The 13418-nt window shown below is 63.8% G+C and carries 18 protein-coding genes; 13 read left to right on the forward strand and 5 right to left on the reverse strand.

The genetic code is table 11. From position 1 onward, the window contains the following. Positions 1 to 17 precede the first annotated feature (17 nt). A complete protein-coding gene (gene pilG, locus IPF49_09390; GenBank protein ID MBK6287824.1) occupies positions 18 to 407 on the reverse strand; it encodes a twitching motility response regulator PilG in 390 nt (129 codons plus the stop codon). 173 nt (positions 408 to 580) lie between these two features. Here pilG and gshB point away from each other — a divergent pair, with 173 nt between their 5' ends. Genes gshB through ruvX form a run of 4 tightly spaced genes read left to right on the forward strand, consistent with a single transcriptional unit; the run spans position 581 to position 3446 of the window. Next, complete coding sequence (gene gshB / locus IPF49_09395) at positions 581 to 1528, forward strand: glutathione synthase (protein ID MBK6287825.1); 948 nt, start codon at positions 581 to 583, stop codon at positions 1526 to 1528. An 8-nt stretch (positions 1529 to 1536) separates the two neighbouring features. After that, entirely contained in the window at positions 1537 to 2409 is an 873-nt protein-coding gene (locus IPF49_09400; GenBank protein ID MBK6287826.1) for an energy transducer TonB, read from the forward strand. Positions 2410 to 2453: 44 nt separating this feature from the next. Continuing rightward, positions 2454 to 3014 (forward strand): YqgE/AlgH family protein, encoded by a 561-nt coding sequence (locus IPF49_09405; protein ID MBK6287827.1) that lies wholly within the window; start codon positions 2454 to 2456, stop codon positions 3012 to 3014. After that, positions 3015 to 3446: a Holliday junction resolvase RuvX gene (gene ruvX / locus IPF49_09410; protein ID MBK6287828.1), complete on the forward strand. Its 432-nt coding sequence runs from the start codon at positions 3015 to 3017 to the stop codon at positions 3444 to 3446. Positions 3447 to 3449: 3 nt separating this feature from the next. Here the strand turns inward: ruvX and IPF49_09415 are convergent, their stop codons facing one another. Beyond that, entirely contained in the window at positions 3450 to 4598 is a 1149-nt protein-coding gene (locus IPF49_09415; GenBank protein MBK6287829.1) for a PilT/PilU family type 4a pilus ATPase, read from the reverse strand. A gap of 25 nt (positions 4599 to 4623) precedes the next feature. After that, complete coding sequence (locus IPF49_09420) at positions 4624 to 5658, reverse strand: type IV pilus twitching motility protein PilT (protein MBK6287830.1); 1035 nt, start codon at positions 5656 to 5658, stop codon at positions 4624 to 4626. A 146-nt stretch (positions 5659 to 5804) separates the two neighbouring features. On the opposite strand from IPF49_09420, the gene IPF49_09425 reads away from it, so the two are divergent. From IPF49_09425 to hemW, 9 genes are all read left to right on the forward strand, one after another. Next, the gene (locus IPF49_09425) at positions 5805 to 6488 is read left to right on the forward strand and encodes a YggS family pyridoxal phosphate-dependent enzyme (protein ID MBK6287831.1); all 684 of its coding nucleotides are present in this window, start codon (positions 5805 to 5807) and stop codon (positions 6486 to 6488) included. A gap of 74 nt (positions 6489 to 6562) precedes the next feature. Further along, positions 6563 to 7387: a pyrroline-5-carboxylate reductase gene (locus IPF49_09430; GenBank protein MBK6287832.1), complete on the forward strand. Its 825-nt coding sequence runs from the start codon at positions 6563 to 6565 to the stop codon at positions 7385 to 7387. Positions 7388 to 7405: 18 nt separating this feature from the next. Then, positions 7406 to 7999: a YggT family protein gene (locus IPF49_09435; GenBank protein MBK6287833.1), complete on the forward strand. Its 594-nt coding sequence runs from the start codon at positions 7406 to 7408 to the stop codon at positions 7997 to 7999. Then, positions 7999 to 8337: a DUF167 domain-containing protein gene (locus IPF49_09440; protein MBK6287834.1), complete on the forward strand. Its 339-nt coding sequence runs from the start codon at positions 7999 to 8001 to the stop codon at positions 8335 to 8337. The genes IPF49_09435 and IPF49_09440 overlap by 1 nt, the downstream gene beginning before the upstream one ends. Then, positions 8334 to 9512: a homoserine O-acetyltransferase gene (locus IPF49_09445; GenBank protein MBK6287835.1), complete on the forward strand. Its 1179-nt coding sequence runs from the start codon at positions 8334 to 8336 to the stop codon at positions 9510 to 9512. The genes IPF49_09440 and IPF49_09445 overlap by 4 nt, the downstream gene beginning before the upstream one ends. Further along, positions 9502 to 10092, forward strand: a complete 591-nt coding sequence (metW, locus tag IPF49_09450) for a methionine biosynthesis protein MetW (protein MBK6287836.1) — start codon at positions 9502 to 9504, stop codon at positions 10090 to 10092. Before IPF49_09445 ends, metW begins: the two co-directional genes overlap by 11 nt. Positions 10093 to 10120: 28 nt before the next feature. Next, positions 10121 to 10549 carry a DUF4426 domain-containing protein gene (locus IPF49_09455; protein MBK6287837.1) on the forward strand — a complete coding sequence of 143 codons (429 nt, stop codon included), beginning with the start codon at positions 10121 to 10123 and terminating at the stop codon, positions 10547 to 10549. After that, positions 10549 to 11160 (forward strand): RdgB/HAM1 family non-canonical purine NTP pyrophosphatase, encoded by a 612-nt coding sequence (gene rdgB / locus IPF49_09460; protein MBK6287838.1) that lies wholly within the window; start codon positions 10549 to 10551, stop codon positions 11158 to 11160. The genes IPF49_09455 and rdgB overlap by 1 nt, the downstream gene beginning before the upstream one ends. Further along, positions 11157 to 12293 (forward strand): radical SAM family heme chaperone HemW, encoded by a 1137-nt coding sequence (gene hemW, locus IPF49_09465; protein ID MBK6287839.1) that lies wholly within the window; start codon positions 11157 to 11159, stop codon positions 12291 to 12293. The genes rdgB and hemW overlap by 4 nt, the downstream gene beginning before the upstream one ends. On the opposite strand, the gene trmB is transcribed toward hemW, so the two are convergent. Together trmB and IPF49_09475 are read right to left on the reverse strand one after the other, a co-directional pair. Beyond that, the gene (gene trmB, locus IPF49_09470) at positions 12290 to 13024 is read right to left on the reverse strand and encodes a tRNA (guanosine(46)-N7)-methyltransferase TrmB (protein ID MBK6287840.1); all 735 of its coding nucleotides are present in this window, start codon (positions 13022 to 13024) and stop codon (positions 12290 to 12292) included. The two genes, hemW and trmB, sit on opposite strands and share 4 nt — an antisense overlap. After that, a complete protein-coding gene (locus tag IPF49_09475) occupies positions 13020 to 13409 on the reverse strand; it encodes a DUF423 domain-containing protein (protein ID MBK6287841.1) in 390 nt (129 codons plus the stop codon). The genes trmB and IPF49_09475 overlap by 5 nt, the downstream gene beginning before the upstream one ends. Positions 13410 to 13418 lie beyond the last annotated feature (9 nt).

A 13418-nucleotide genomic window follows, 5' to 3' on the forward strand; every position in this document is an offset into this window, starting at 1 on the left:
TGGCTCCCTGGAGCTGATCAGCTCGCCGTCCTGACGTGCTGCCCGATCGCGCCGAGCAATTCGTTGCGGCTGAACGGCTTGGTGAGGTACTGGTCGGAGCCGACGATGCGTCCCTTGGCCTTGTCGAACAGCCCGTCCTTGCTCGACAGCATGACCACCGGTGTCGACTTGAATTCGCTGTTGTTCTTGATCAGGGCACAGGTCTGGTAGCCGTCGAGACGCGGCATCATCACGTCGACGAAGATGATGTCGGGCTTGTTGTCAGCGATCTTGGCCAGTGCATCGAAGCCGTCCTCCGCCGTGATCACCTCGCAACCCTCCTTTTGCAGCAGCGTCTCGGCGGTGCGCCGGATGGTTTTGCTGTCGTCTATGACCATCACCTTGAGGCCGGCCAAGCTCTGTTCCATAGTCAGGATTCCCGATGGTGTCCGTGCCGTCGCCCCGGCAGCTGCATGTTGTGCGTCCGGTGGTTCCGCGCAGAGGCCGGGCTTCTGCTATCGTTGCCCGGCGGTCGATAATTAATAGACCATTACGGGGCGGAAATACAGAACCGCCAGATAAATCGGTGCGGAGGATGGCGATGACGATCCGGCTTGGCGTGGTGATGGACCCGATCAGCAGGCTGAACTTCAAGAAGGACAGCACGCTGGCATTGCTGTGGGCAGCAGCCGACCGGGGCTGGGAACTGCATTACATGGAGCAGCAGGATCTGTTCCTGCACGACGGACCGCGCGCCCGCAGCCGCCCGCTGCAGGTGTTCAGGGACGCGGCACGCTGGTTCGAGCTCGATGCGCCACGGGATATCGCCCTCGGCGAGCTCGACGTGATTCTCATGCGCAAGGATCCGCCGTTCGACAACGAGTTTCTCTATTCCACCCAGATTCTCGAGGCAGCGGTACGCACGGGTTGCATGGTGGTCAACGATCCGCGCTCGCTGCGTGATTGCAATGAAAAGCTGTTTGCCACCGAATTTCCGCAGTGCTGTCCGCCGCTGCTGGTGAGCCGCGACAGCGTGCGTCTGCGCGCCTTCCAGCGCGAGCATGGCGACGTCGTTTTCAAACCCCTCGATGCCATGGGCGGAGCCCTGGTATTCCGGGTACGCGAGGGCGATCCCAACATCAGCGTGATCCTCGAGACCCTGACCGGTCATGGTGCAACCACCATCATGGCGCAGCGCTACATCCCCGAGATCGTGGCCGGCGACAAGCGCATCCTGATGATCGACGGGGAACCGGTACCCTATGCGCTGGCGCGCATCCCGGCAGTCGGAGAAACCCGCGGCAACCTGGCCGCCGGCGGCACCGGTGAAGCGCGGGCGCTCACCGCGCGCGACCGCTGGATCTGCAGCGAAGTCGGACCGACGCTGCGTGAGCGCGGCCTGGTCTTCGTCGGTCTCGACGTCATCGGGGACTATCTCACCGAGATCAACGTGACCAGCCCCACCTGTATCCGCGAGCTGGACCAGGCGCACGACCTCGATATCGGCCGGATGCTGATCGACTGCATCGCCCGCCGCCTTGGGCGCTGAGCACCTTCATGCTCGCCTGGTACGACGAAACCGCGGCCAATGACCGGCTGGCCTTCGCGATCGTGGTGGCGCTGCTGGTGCATGCGGGGCTGATCCTCGGGCTCGGGTTTGCGCCCGATGACCAGGCTCCGGCTCCCCGGAGCCTCGATATCACCCTGGCCCAGTATCGCGAGGAACTCGCGGAGCCGGATGCCGATTTCCTCGCACAATCCAACCAGCATGGCAGTGGCACGCTGGCCGCGGCGGCCAGCCCCAGCACCCCGGTGGCAGCCGAGCGCGATGCCCCGACAGTACAGGAAGTGCTGCGCCAGGCCAGCCCACCGCCGCCATCGGAGGCGGCTGCGAGCACTTTGCTGAGCACCACCAGTGCCGCGCCGACAAGCACTTCGACGGTCTCGGCGGCACAACCTGCCGCGCCCACCGCCAACTCCGACCAGGCACCGGAGGACGCCCGCAGCGCCGAGGAAATTGCCTCGCTGATGGCACGCCTGGACGCCCAGCAGCGCGCCTACGCAAAGATGCCGAAGGTACACCGCATCACTTCGGTATCCACCCGCGCGGCGGTCGATGCGACCTACCTGCTCAACTGGACCCAGCGCATCGAGACCATCGGCAACAACAACTATCCCCTGGAAGCGCGCACCCGCCGTCTCTACGGCGATCTGCGCCTGCTGGTGGCGGTGGCGCCCGATGGCAGCGTCAGGGAGGTGCGGGTGCTGCAGTCCTCCGGTTACCGGTTGCTCGACGATGCCGCGATACGGATCGTGCGCCTGGCGGAACCGTTTGACGCATTTCCGCCCGAGTTACGCGCCGAGGCGGATGTACTGGAAATCATTCGCACCTGGCAGTTCCGCAGCAACCGCCTGAGCGCGGCTGAATGACCGCGGCGCTTGCCTTGCGGCAATACGAGTCGCAGAATTGATGCATGAGTGACACCCTTCGCAACCATTTCCTGATAGCCATGCCGGGCATGGACGACTCGCGTTTCGCGCACAGCATCACCTACCTGTGCGAGCACAACGAGAACGGCGCCATGGGCATCGTCATCAACCGTGCCCTCGACCTGAGTTTCGACGATATTTTCGAGCATCTCGATATCGAGAATTTTCCCCATCACCACGATCAGCCGATTCTGGCCGGCGGCCCGGTACAGACCGATCGCGGCTTCGTTCTGCACCGGCACAACGATCGCAAGCGGTGGCAATCGACGCTGGACATAAGCGATGAAATAAGTCTCACCACCTCGCGTGACATTCTCGAGGCGATCGCCCACGATGACGGGCCGAGCGATGCGCTGATCGCACTCGGATACGCCGGCTGGGCTCCCGGGCAGCTCGAGCAGGAGCTGGCCGGCAATGCCTGGCTCAGCCTGCCGGCCGAGGCTCACATCCTGTTCGATGTGCCCCTGGAACGCAGGGCACAGGCCGCCGCGGCGCGGCTCGGCTTCAATCTCGACCTGCTGAGCGGCAGCTGCGGCACTGCCTGAGTGGGCGATCCCAGGCCGCAAACCGTGCTGGCTTTCGATTATGGATTGCGAACCATCGGTGTCGCGGTCGGCAACGCCCTGCTCGGTAGCGCCAGTGCGTTGACCACGCTGGCGGCCCGTGACGGTGTTCCGGACTGGGAGCGGGTGCGACGGCTGCTCGAGGAATGGAAGCCGGATCTGTTGCTGGTCGGACTGCCGCTGAACATGGACGACACGCCGAGCGATATGAGCGTCCGCGCGGAGCGCTTCGCGCGCCGGCTCACGGGGCGATTCGGCATCGCCAGCGAGATGATGGACGAGCGCCTCAGCAGCTTCGAGGCGCGCTCACTGGTGGACGACTACGCGCAGAACGTGGCGCTGGACAGCATCGCCGCGTGCCTGATACTTCAGAGCTGGTTCGCGGCGCAGGCCACGGATCGCGGCCAGGGCTGAATCTCAGCGCTTGCCAAAAAACTGGCCGGCGTTGCTCTCTCGCTCGTCGTCGATACTGAGCCCGCTGGCGCGCCCGAGGTTGCCACCGGTCTGGGTACCCATCTTGATCATCAGGCGCATGTTGTTCTGCGAATCCGCGTGCGAAAGCGCGTGCTCGTAGGAAATCACGCCGTCGCAGTACAGCTGATAGAGCGACTGGTCGAAGGTCTGCATGCCGAGTTCCGTGGAACGCTCCATCAATTCCTTCAGCGCATGCACTTCGCCCTTGCGCACGATATCCGACACCAGCGGGGTATTTATCAGGATCTCGACCGCGGCGCGGCGCCCCTGCCCATCCACCGTCGGAATCAGCTGCTGGGCGATCATTGCTTTCAGGTTGAGCGAGAGATCCATCCACAACTGGTCGCGCGCATCGGCGGGGAAGAAGTTCTGGATCCGGTCGAGCGCCTGGTTGGCGTTGTTGGCGTGCAGCGTGGCCAGACAGAGATGACCCGTTTCGGCGAACGTCACTGCGTGCTGCATGGTCTCCCTGGTACGCACCTCGCCGATGAGGATCACATCCGGCGCCTGGCGCAGGGTGTTCTTCAGCGCCATCTCGAAGCTCTCGGTGTCGATCCCGACCTCACGCTGGGTGACGATGCATTTCTGGTGCTGGTGCACGTATTCGATCGGGTCCTCGATGGTGATGATGTGGCCCGAACTGTTCAGGTTGCGATAACCGAGCATCGCCGCCAGCGAAGTCGATTTCCCGGTCCCGGTGGCACCGACGAACAGGATCAGTCCGCGCTTGGTCATCGCGAGCTCGTTGATGATGGTCGGCAGCTGCAACTCCTCGACCGTCGGAATCTTCGACTCGATCCGCCGCAGCACCATGCCCACCAGGTTGCGCTGGTAGAACGCGCTGACCCGGAAACGTCCGACACCGCGCGAACTGATCGCGAAGTTGCATTCGTGGCTGCGCACGAATTCCTTGCGCTGGCTCTCGCTCATGATGCTGAGCACCAGCTCCCGGGCCTGCTCGGGAGTGAGCGGCGTCTCGTCCACCGGGTGCAGCTTCCCGTGCACCTTGATGCATGGCGCCACACCCGCGGTGATGAACAGGTCGGAGGCTTTCTTCTCCACCATCCTCGACAGCATGTCATTGACTTCCATCGCTTGTCTCCTCGCGTCGCGGGTATCAGAAATTATCGGCAATCTTGGCCTTCTCACGCGCTGCCTCGCGCGTGATCAGCCGTTTCGCGACCATGTCGGCCAGGCACTGATCCATGGTCTGCATGCCCACGCCACTACCGGTCTGGATCGCCGAATACATCTGCGCAACCTTGTCCTCGCGGATCAGGTTGCGGATGGCCGGCGTCCCACGCATGATCTCGTGCGCGGCTATGCGCCCGCCACCGACCTTTTTCAGCAGGGTCTGCGACACCACCGCCATCAATGACTCCGACAGCATCGACCGGACCATGGATTTCTCCTGGGCCGGAAAGACATCCACGACCCGGTCAATGGTCTTGGCCGCCGAGGTGGTGTGCAGCGTGCCGAACACCAGGTGACCGGTTTCGGCGGCGGTCAGCGCCAGCCGGATGGTCTCGAGATCACGCATCTCGCCGACCAGGATGATGTCGGGGTCCTCGCGCAACGCCGACCTGAGCGCTTCGGCGAAACCGTGCGTGTCACGGTGCACCTCGCGCTGGTTCACCAGGCATTTCTTCGCCTCGTGAACGAATTCGATGGGGTCCTCGATGGTGAGAATATGATGGTATTTGTTGTCATTGATGTAATCGACCATCGCGGCCAGGGTGGTGCTCTTGCCCGAACCGGTTGGCCCGGTGACCACGACCAGCCCGCGCGGCTCCATGCAGATATCGCGAAAAACCTGGCCCATCCCGAGGTCTTCCATGGTCAGCACCTTGGAGGGGATGGTGCGGAATACGGCTCCGGAGCCGCGATTCTGGTTGAACGCATTGACCCGGAACCGGGCCACGCCGGGTACCTCGAAAGAAAAATCGGTCTCGAGGAACTCCTCGTAATCCCGGCGCTGCTTGTCATTCATGATTTCATAGATGAGATCATGCACCTGCCGGTGATCCATCGGCGGCAGGTTGATGCGCCGCACATCGCCATCGACCCGGATCATCGGCGGCAGGCCGGCCGAAAGGTGCAGGTCAGAAGCGCGCTGCTTGGCAGCAAAGGCCAGAAGTTCCGTGATATCCATGTGCGCCCCCGAAGGCGGTTGTTGTTGCCGTTAGGTCCGCGGGCACCGCTGCACCGCTCTCGGTATAATAGCTCAGACCTGAGAACGGTAAAGGAAAGCCGCTGCGAAAGCGCCCCGGTCGAGTCCTGCCAACGAGTGAGAATCGAATGCTTACGATAGCGGAGCGGGCCCGGTTCCTGTTGACCGAAATCAGCCGCCTGGAGCAGTTCCATGGGCGCGAACCCGGCTCGGTTGCGCTGATCGGTATCGGTAAAACGCACCCCGCGCAGAGTATTCGCGAGGCGTGGGCAGGCGGTGTGCGGCAGTTTGGCGAGAGCTATCTGCAGGAGGCGCTGCCGAAAATCGCAGAGCTTGGCGACCTTCGGATAGTATGGCATTTCGTCGGGCGCATTCAGGCCAACAAGACCGCGGCGATCGCCGCGAGCTTTGACTGGGTGCACGGAGTGGACCGGTTGCGCATCGCCCAGCGGCTGAACGACCAGCGACCCGGGAACCTGCCAGCGCTCAATTGTTGCCTGGAAGTGAATTCGGGGGGCGAAGCAGGCAAAGGCGGCGTCGGCGAGGGGGAGCTCGCAGCACTCGCGGCAGCCGTTGCGGCGATGCCGCGGCTCCGGCTGCGCGGACTCATGATGCTGCCTGCGGCCAGCCACGAACTGGCGCGGCAGCGCATACCGTTTGCACGGCTGGCGCAGCACCTGGCGGAATTGCGCGTGGCAATTCCGCAGCTGGATACGCTGTCGATGGGCATGAGCGCGGACATGGAGGCGGCCATCGCCGAGGGGGCGACCATGGTCCGTATCGGAACCGCGTTGTTCGGTCCGCGCACCTAGCCTGGCGGCCGACGGTTCGCAGCCCTTGCCGGCGCGCGGGCCGATCCACACAACGAGAATCAGGAGAGAGCAGTGTGACGAGTGAATCCATCGCCTTCATCGGAGGCGGTAACATGGCGGGCAGCATGATCGGAGGGGTGCTCGCCCAGGGCTGGAACGCAGAGAACATCTGGGCCAGCGATCCCGACCCCGCGACGCGCACCCGGCTGGCGAGCCTCGGCATCCATGTCACCGAACACAATCGGGAAGCAGCCGCAGCCGCATCGATCGTGGTGCTCGCGGTAAAGCCACAACAACTGCGCAGCGCCTGCATGGAGGTCGCGCCGAGCGTGGCCGAGCGCGGCTCGCTGGTGATTTCCATTGCCGCAGGCGTCGAAACCGCCTCGCTGCAGTCATGGATCGGTCCCGGCGCAGCAATAGTCCGTTGCATGCCAAACACGCCCGCGCTTCTGCAATGCGCAGCCTCGGTAATGTTCGCAACCGGGAACGTGAGCGCCATCCAGAGACGCAGTGCGCACGCGGTGCTCGAGAGCATCGGCAGCGCCGCCTGGGTTGATCGGGAAGAACTCCTGCACGCCGTCACTGCCTTGTCGGGGAGCGGGCCTGCCTACTTCTTCCTGGTGATGGAAGCCATGCAGCTGGTCGGCGAAACGCTGGGGCTGGAGCCCGAACTCAGCCGCCAGCTGACCGCGCAGACCGCCCTGGGTGCCGCACGCATGGCGCTCGAGTCGGATGTCGATGTAGTGGAACTCAGGCGCCGGGTCACCTCTCCCGGCGGGACCACGGAGCGGGCGTTGCGGGTATTCGAGGAGCGCGGACTTCGCCGCTTGTTCGAAGCGGCGCTGACCGCAGCGGCCAACCGATCGCGCGAGCTTGCCGCCGAGCTCGGCCAGGCATAAACAGGGAAATCATCATCCATGGCTACATTTGCGGAAGTCCTGCGATACCTGACCCAGACTGTCTTCGGCATCTATATTTTCGCCGTGTTGCTGCGCCTTTTGCTGCAGCTGGCGCGCGCCGATTTCTACAATCCGATCTCGCAGTTCGTGGTGAAGCTGAGCAACCCCCTGGTGTTGCCCTTGCGCCGGGTGATACCGTCGATAGGGCGCCTTGATTCAGCCACCGTACTGCTGGCGTTGATGCTGCAATTCCTGGCGACGATTATCGTGCTGGGCTTGCTCGGCGTGCCTTTCGGCACGCCGAATCCGCTGATCGTCATCGTGTGGAGCGCGGTCGGGATCCTGTCGCTGGTGGTCAAGGTATATTTTTTCGCAATCCTCGCGATGATCATCTTCAGCTGGATCGCACCTCACAGCCACCACCCCGCACTCGCGCTGTTGCACCAGCTCACGGAGCCCGCGATGGCACCGTTGCGCCGTCTGCTGCCGCCGATGGGCGGGCTCGACCTGTCGCCGATCCTGGCTTTTGTCGCCATCAACGTGCTCGAGATCGTGTTGCGCGGGCTCGCCGCATGGCTGGGCATGCCGGGCGGGATCGTGCTGGGGTTGTGATGACAACCATGCAATTCTGGAATTGGCAGGGAGATATCCTGGTCCTGCGCTGCCAGATACAGGCGCGCGCGGCCCGCGACGAGATCGTCGGCGAACACGCCGGCCGTCTGCGCATCAGGATCCGGGCGGTTCCCGCCGATGGCGTGGCCAACCAGCGCCTGCGTCGCCTGCTGGCCGACGAGTTCGGTGTGGCGCCCGGCGCGGTTACGATTGGCAGCGGCCATTGCCATCGTTACAAGGCGGTGCATATCCTCGGCCCCGTACACCTGCCGGCTTGGCTTGCAGCCACCCGCGACGGAGCGCATCACCACCCGTCGGACCCAGGGGTTGCGACGTGAGCACACCGCCTGGCGCCGCTGACAGCGTTGGCATCGTCTGCCCGCAGCAGCAGCATTTCGATGAAGCGCTGGTGCTGGCCTGCGGCCGCGTATTGCCCGGCTATGACATCGTCTATGAAACCTACGGCACGCTGAATGCGCAGGGTTCCAATGCCGTGCTGGTGTGCCATGCGCTGAGCGGCGATCATCATGCCGCGGGGCGCCACACCGCCGGGGATCGCAAACCCGGCTGGTGGGACAACTGCATCGGTCCGGGCAAACCGATCGATACCACGCGTTTCTTCGTCGTCAGCCTCAACAATATCGGCGGCTGCGGCGGCAGCACCGGGCCCTGCAGCATCAACCCTGCCACTGGCAGAATATGGGGCCCCGACTTCCCTGCGGTAAGGGTACGCGACTGGGTGAGCACCCAGCTGCGGCTTGCCGAACACCTGGGTATCGGACGCTGGGCGGCAGTCATCGGCGGCAGCCTTGGCGGAATGCAGGCCATGCGCTGGGCCGTCGATCATCCGGATCGCATCGCCCACTGCATCGTGATCGCCGCGGCGCTGAAGCTTTCCGCGCAAAATCTCGCCTTCAACGAGATAGCGCGAAAAGCCATCACCGCGGACCCTGGCTTCCATGGCGGATGGTTTCTCGATCACGGAACCGTCCCGCGCCAGGGACTCGCCATTGCCCGCATGATCGGACATGTGACCTATCTCTCGGACGAACTGATGGGCGACCGCTTCGGCCGCGAGCGGCTGCAGGATGCCGGCGATCCGCACCCCCTGAACGAGTCTGAATTCCAGGTCCAGAGCTATCTGCGCTACCAGGGCGATACCTTTGCCGATCGCTTCGACGCCAATACCTATCTGTTGATGACGCACGCGCTCGATCAGTTCGATCTCGCGCGCGAATTCGGTGACGATCCGATCGCCGCGTTCCGATGTGCCCGCAGCCGCTTTTTGGTGATGTCTTTTTCGAGCGACTGGCGCTTCTCGCCGGGACGCTCGCGCGAGATCGTCGATGCGCTGATCGCTGCCCGACGCGATGCAAGCTACCTGGAAATAGAGGCCAACGAAGGCCACGACGCGTTTCTGTTGCCGATACAACGCTATCACGACGCACTGCGCAGCTACCTGAAACGCGTCGCTGCCGGTCTGGAATCGCGGGAAGGTTGCGATGCGCGTTGACCTGGACGTCATCCGCGAGTGGATCGCGCCGCGCGCGCGGGTACTCGATCTCGGCTGTGGCGGCGGCGACCTGCTCCACGAATTGATGCGCGACAAGCAGATCGAGGGCTACGGTCTGGAGATCGATCCGCAAAATATCGCGACCTGTATCGACAGGGGGGTCAACGTCATCGAGCAGGATCTCGATCGCGGGCTGGGAAATTTCCGCACCAATTCCTTTGATACCGTGGTCATGACCCAGACCCTGCAGGCCGTGCGCTTCCCGGACCTGGTGCTCGACGAAATGCTGCGTGTCGGCAAGGAATGTGTCATCACCTTTCCCAATTTCGGCAACTGGCGCTGCCGCCTGCATCTCGCCCTGATGGGCAGGATGCCGGTATCACGATTCCTGCCATACACGTGGTATGACACGCCGAATATCCATTTTTGTACCGTGTTCGATTTCGAGGCGTTGTGCCGTCTGAAAAAAATCCACATCATCAACCGGGTGGTGGTCAACGAGGCCAGCCGCAGCACCATGCTTGCGCGATTGCTGCCAAACCTGTTCGGCATGACCGCCATCTACCGGGTGACCAAATGAATCTCGACATGCGAAGGCGGGCGACGCGATGAAGCAGTTCTGGATCGGCTTGATACTGCTTTCACTGGGCTGTGCCGCTCACGCCGAAGTGCGCCGGTTCGGCGCCTACGAAGTCCATTACAGCCTGTTCCAGAGCAGCTTTCTGCAACCCTCGATCGCCAGCGCATACTCGATCGTGCGCGCCCGTGATCGCGCGGTCCTCACCATCGCCGTGCGTCGCGGCAGCGACAGTCCTGCCGGCATCGCGGTGAGCGCCGCGGTCAGCGGCAAGCGCGGCGATCTCATCTACAACAATGCGCTCGAATTCCGCGAAATCCGCGAGGAACAGGCCGTTTATTACCTGGCCGATTTTGCGTTCATCAGTGGCGAGGCCATTTACCTCGACCTGGCGATCCGTCCCGAGGGCCAGCCGGGTGCGCTGTCGCTGCAGTTCAACCAGACGCTTTACGCCGACTGATGAACGCGCTGCATCCCGAAGAGCTGGTCATCGCGACCGGCAACGAGAAAAAGCTGCTCGAATTGCGGGCGTTGATCGGTGCGAGCGGGCTCCGCCTGCGCTCGCAAGCCGAGTTCGCTATCGTGGGCGCCGACGAAACCGGCCTGAGTTTCGTCGAGAACGCGATTCTCAAGGCGCGCCATGCCAGTCGACACAGCGGACTGCCGGCACTGGCCGACGATTCGGGGCTCGAGGTGGACGCGCTGAACGGCCGCCCGGGGATCCATTCCGCGCGTTTTGCCGGTCCGCAGGCGAGCGATGCCCAGAACAACCGCAAATTGCTCGAGGCGCTGGCCGGCGTTGCCGATGAACGGCGCAACGCCCGGTTTCATTGCGTGATCGTCCTGCTGCGTCATGCCGAAGACCCGGTGCCGCTGATCTGTTGCGGCACCTGGGAAGGAAAGATCCTGAGGAGCCCTGCCGGCGAGCGGGGATTCGGCTATGACCCGCTGTTCCTGGTACCCGAGCACGGTTGTTCCGCGGCCGAACTGCCCGCGGGGCTGAAAAACCGCATCAGCCATCGTGCGCTCGCGCTCGCGCAATTGTTGCCGGCACTCGGTATCGCATGCTGAAGCTCCCGCCGCTGGCGCTGTACATCCATCTACCCTGGTGCGAGCGCAAGTGTCCCTACTGTGATTTCAATTCCTACCAGGCCGAATCGGAGCCGCCGTTTGCGGCCTATGCCGAATGCCTGCTGGCGGATCTGCGGGCAGACTGCGACCTGGTCGAAGGCCGCGCGCTTGGCTCCCTGTTCTTCGGCGGCGGAACGCCGAGCCTGTTCCCCGCACCCGTCCTCGCACGCACATTGCGGGGTATCGCCGCGACGATCGATTTCGCGCCGGACGTGGAGATCACGCTCGAGGCCAACCCCGGCAGTGCCGAACGCGACAGGTTCAGCGCGTTGCACGCAGCCGGCGTAAACCGCCTGTCGCTCGGTGTGCAGAGTTTTTGTGACCAGAGCCTGCGCGCGCTTGGGCGCATCCATGACGCCGCCGATGCCCGCTCGGCGATCGCGGCAGCAAAAGCCGCCGGGTTCACGAACATCAATCTCGACCTGATGCACGGCCTGCCCGGCCAGGACGTTGCGATGGCAATGCGGGATCTGGAGCAGGCAGTGACCGGGAATGTCCCGCATATCTCGTGGTACCAGCTTACGATCGAACCGAATACCGCGTTTCACGGCAGGCCACCGCTGTTGCCGGTCGACGACCTGCTGGCCGAAATCCAGGATCGCGGGGAGGAGCTTCTGATGCGCCACGGTTACACCCAATACGAGGTGTCGGCCTGGGCCCGCCCCGGCGCGCAGTGCCGTCACAACCTCAACTACTGGAGTTTCGGCGACTACATCGGCATCGGTGCAGGCGCGCATGGCAAGCTTAGCCGGGTGCGTGCCGGCGAGATTCTGCGAACCCGCAAAACGCGCTCGCCGCGTGATTATCTCGAAGCGCAGGTCGGCAGCTCTCGCACGCGTGTCCGGGTGGCCCCCGGGGAACTTGCGCTGGAGTTCATGATGAACGTACTGCGGTTGCGCGAGGGTTGCTCGTTCGAGGACTTCGAGGCTCGCACCGGAATCGCGGTCGCGACGATTGCCAGCCAGCTCGACACATTGCGCGCACAGGGGCTGATGAGCAGCGAACCCGGGCGCATCGCCACCACGGAAACCGGATTCCGCTTCCTCAATGTGGTGCTGGAACGCTTTTCCTAGAACGCTGCCGGGCCTGGACCGATGGCAACTCGGCTATTGGCGATCTTTTCGAACAGCAGGTCCCATACCCCGTGCCCGAGCCGCAGACCGCGGCGCTCGAACCGGGTTATGGGACGCGAGGCGGGGCGTTGCGCAAAGCTGCCTTCACCCGCCCGGTTACGCCACCCGGGGGCTGCGCTCATTACCTCGAGCATCTGGCGCGCGTAATCTTCCCAATCGGTCGCCAGGTGCAGGGTGCCGCCGCTGCGCAGCTTGCGCCGCACCAGCTCGACGAAAAGTGGCTGCACCAGGCGCCGCTTGTGGTGGCGCACCTTGTGCCACGGATCGGGAAACAGCAGCAATACCGTATCGAGCGAGGCATCGGCAAATCCGCGGTTCAGCACCTCGACCGCATCGTCACAATACACCCGCAGGTTCTGCAGTTGCCGTTCCTGTGCCATCGCCAGCAGCTTCCCTACCCCCGGGCGATGCACCTCGATTCCGACGAAGCCGGTGCCCGGAGATCGCTCCGCGAGTTCGACCAGTGCGTGCCCCATGCCGAAGCCGATTTCCACCACAAAGGATTCGCAACCCGGAAACTGCGCGCGCAGATCCAGTGGCTCCGGGCCCAGCTCCAGGCCGCGACCGGACCACAGCTCGGCGAAAGCGCGACGCTGGGCCGCAGTGAAACGGCCCTGGCGCCTGACGAAGCTGCGCACCGATGGCCGGGGTAATGCGCAGGCCGGGTCAATCCCGCTCACGCCACGCCCCGACCATTAGCAGAATCCAGCCGAGCAGGAACAACACCCCGCCAATCGGGGTGATTGCACCCAGCTGCCGCATCCCGGTAAACGCGAGCAAATAAAGACTGCCACTGAACAGGATCATGCCGGCGACGAAGCTGAGCGCGGCACGTCCGAACCAGCGTGAGCGCAAGTCACTGGCCTGGGCCGCACCCACGGCCAGCAACGCAAGCGAATGGTACATCTGGTACTGCGCGCCGGTAAGAAATACCGCCAGCAGGTCGGCGTCGAGCCGGTGGCGCAACCCATGAGCACCGAAGGCACCCGCGATCACCGCGGTCAAGGCACCGGCCGCGCCCAGCGCAAAGATGGTGCGTGCCGCGGACAGGCTCATCAGCGACGC

It is taken from the genome of Gammaproteobacteria bacterium (assembly GCA_016705365.1).
Classification (GTDB): domain Bacteria; phylum Pseudomonadota; class Gammaproteobacteria; order Pseudomonadales; family UBA5518; genus UBA5518.

Excerpts from the sequence above, each read along its gene's own strand:
- pilG (MBK6287824.1), bottom strand. The coding sequence starts at position 407 with ATGGAACAGAGCTTGGCCGGCCTCAAGGTGATGGTCATAGACGACAGC.
- gshB (MBK6287825.1), top strand. The coding sequence starts at position 581 with ATGACGATCCGGCTTGGCGTGGTGATGGACCCGATCAGCAGGCTGAAC.
- IPF49_09400 (MBK6287826.1), top strand. The coding sequence starts at position 1,537 with ATGCTCGCCTGGTACGACGAAACCGCGGCCAATGACCGGCTGGCCTTC.
- IPF49_09405 (MBK6287827.1), top strand. The coding sequence starts at position 2,454 with ATGAGTGACACCCTTCGCAACCATTTCCTGATAGCCATGCCGGGCATG.
- IPF49_09415 (MBK6287829.1), bottom strand. The coding sequence starts at position 4,598 with ATGGAAGTCAATGACATGCTGTCGAGGATGGTGGAGAAGAAAGCCTCC.
- IPF49_09420 (MBK6287830.1), bottom strand. The coding sequence starts at position 5,658 with ATGGATATCACGGAACTTCTGGCCTTTGCTGCCAAGCAGCGCGCTTCT.
- IPF49_09425 (MBK6287831.1), top strand. The coding sequence starts at position 5,805 with ATGCTTACGATAGCGGAGCGGGCCCGGTTCCTGTTGACCGAAATCAGC.
- IPF49_09435 (MBK6287833.1), top strand. The coding sequence starts at position 7,406 with ATGGCTACATTTGCGGAAGTCCTGCGATACCTGACCCAGACTGTCTTC.
- IPF49_09440 (MBK6287834.1), top strand. The coding sequence starts at position 7,999 with ATGACAACCATGCAATTCTGGAATTGGCAGGGAGATATCCTGGTCCTG.
- metW (MBK6287836.1), top strand. The coding sequence starts at position 9,502 with ATGCGCGTTGACCTGGACGTCATCCGCGAGTGGATCGCGCCGCGCGCG.
- IPF49_09455 (MBK6287837.1), top strand. The coding sequence starts at position 10,121 with ATGAAGCAGTTCTGGATCGGCTTGATACTGCTTTCACTGGGCTGTGCC.
- rdgB (MBK6287838.1), top strand. The coding sequence starts at position 10,549 with ATGAACGCGCTGCATCCCGAAGAGCTGGTCATCGCGACCGGCAACGAG.
- IPF49_09475 (MBK6287841.1), bottom strand. The coding sequence starts at position 13,409 with ATGAGCCTGTCCGCGGCACGCACCATCTTTGCGCTGGGCGCGGCCGGT.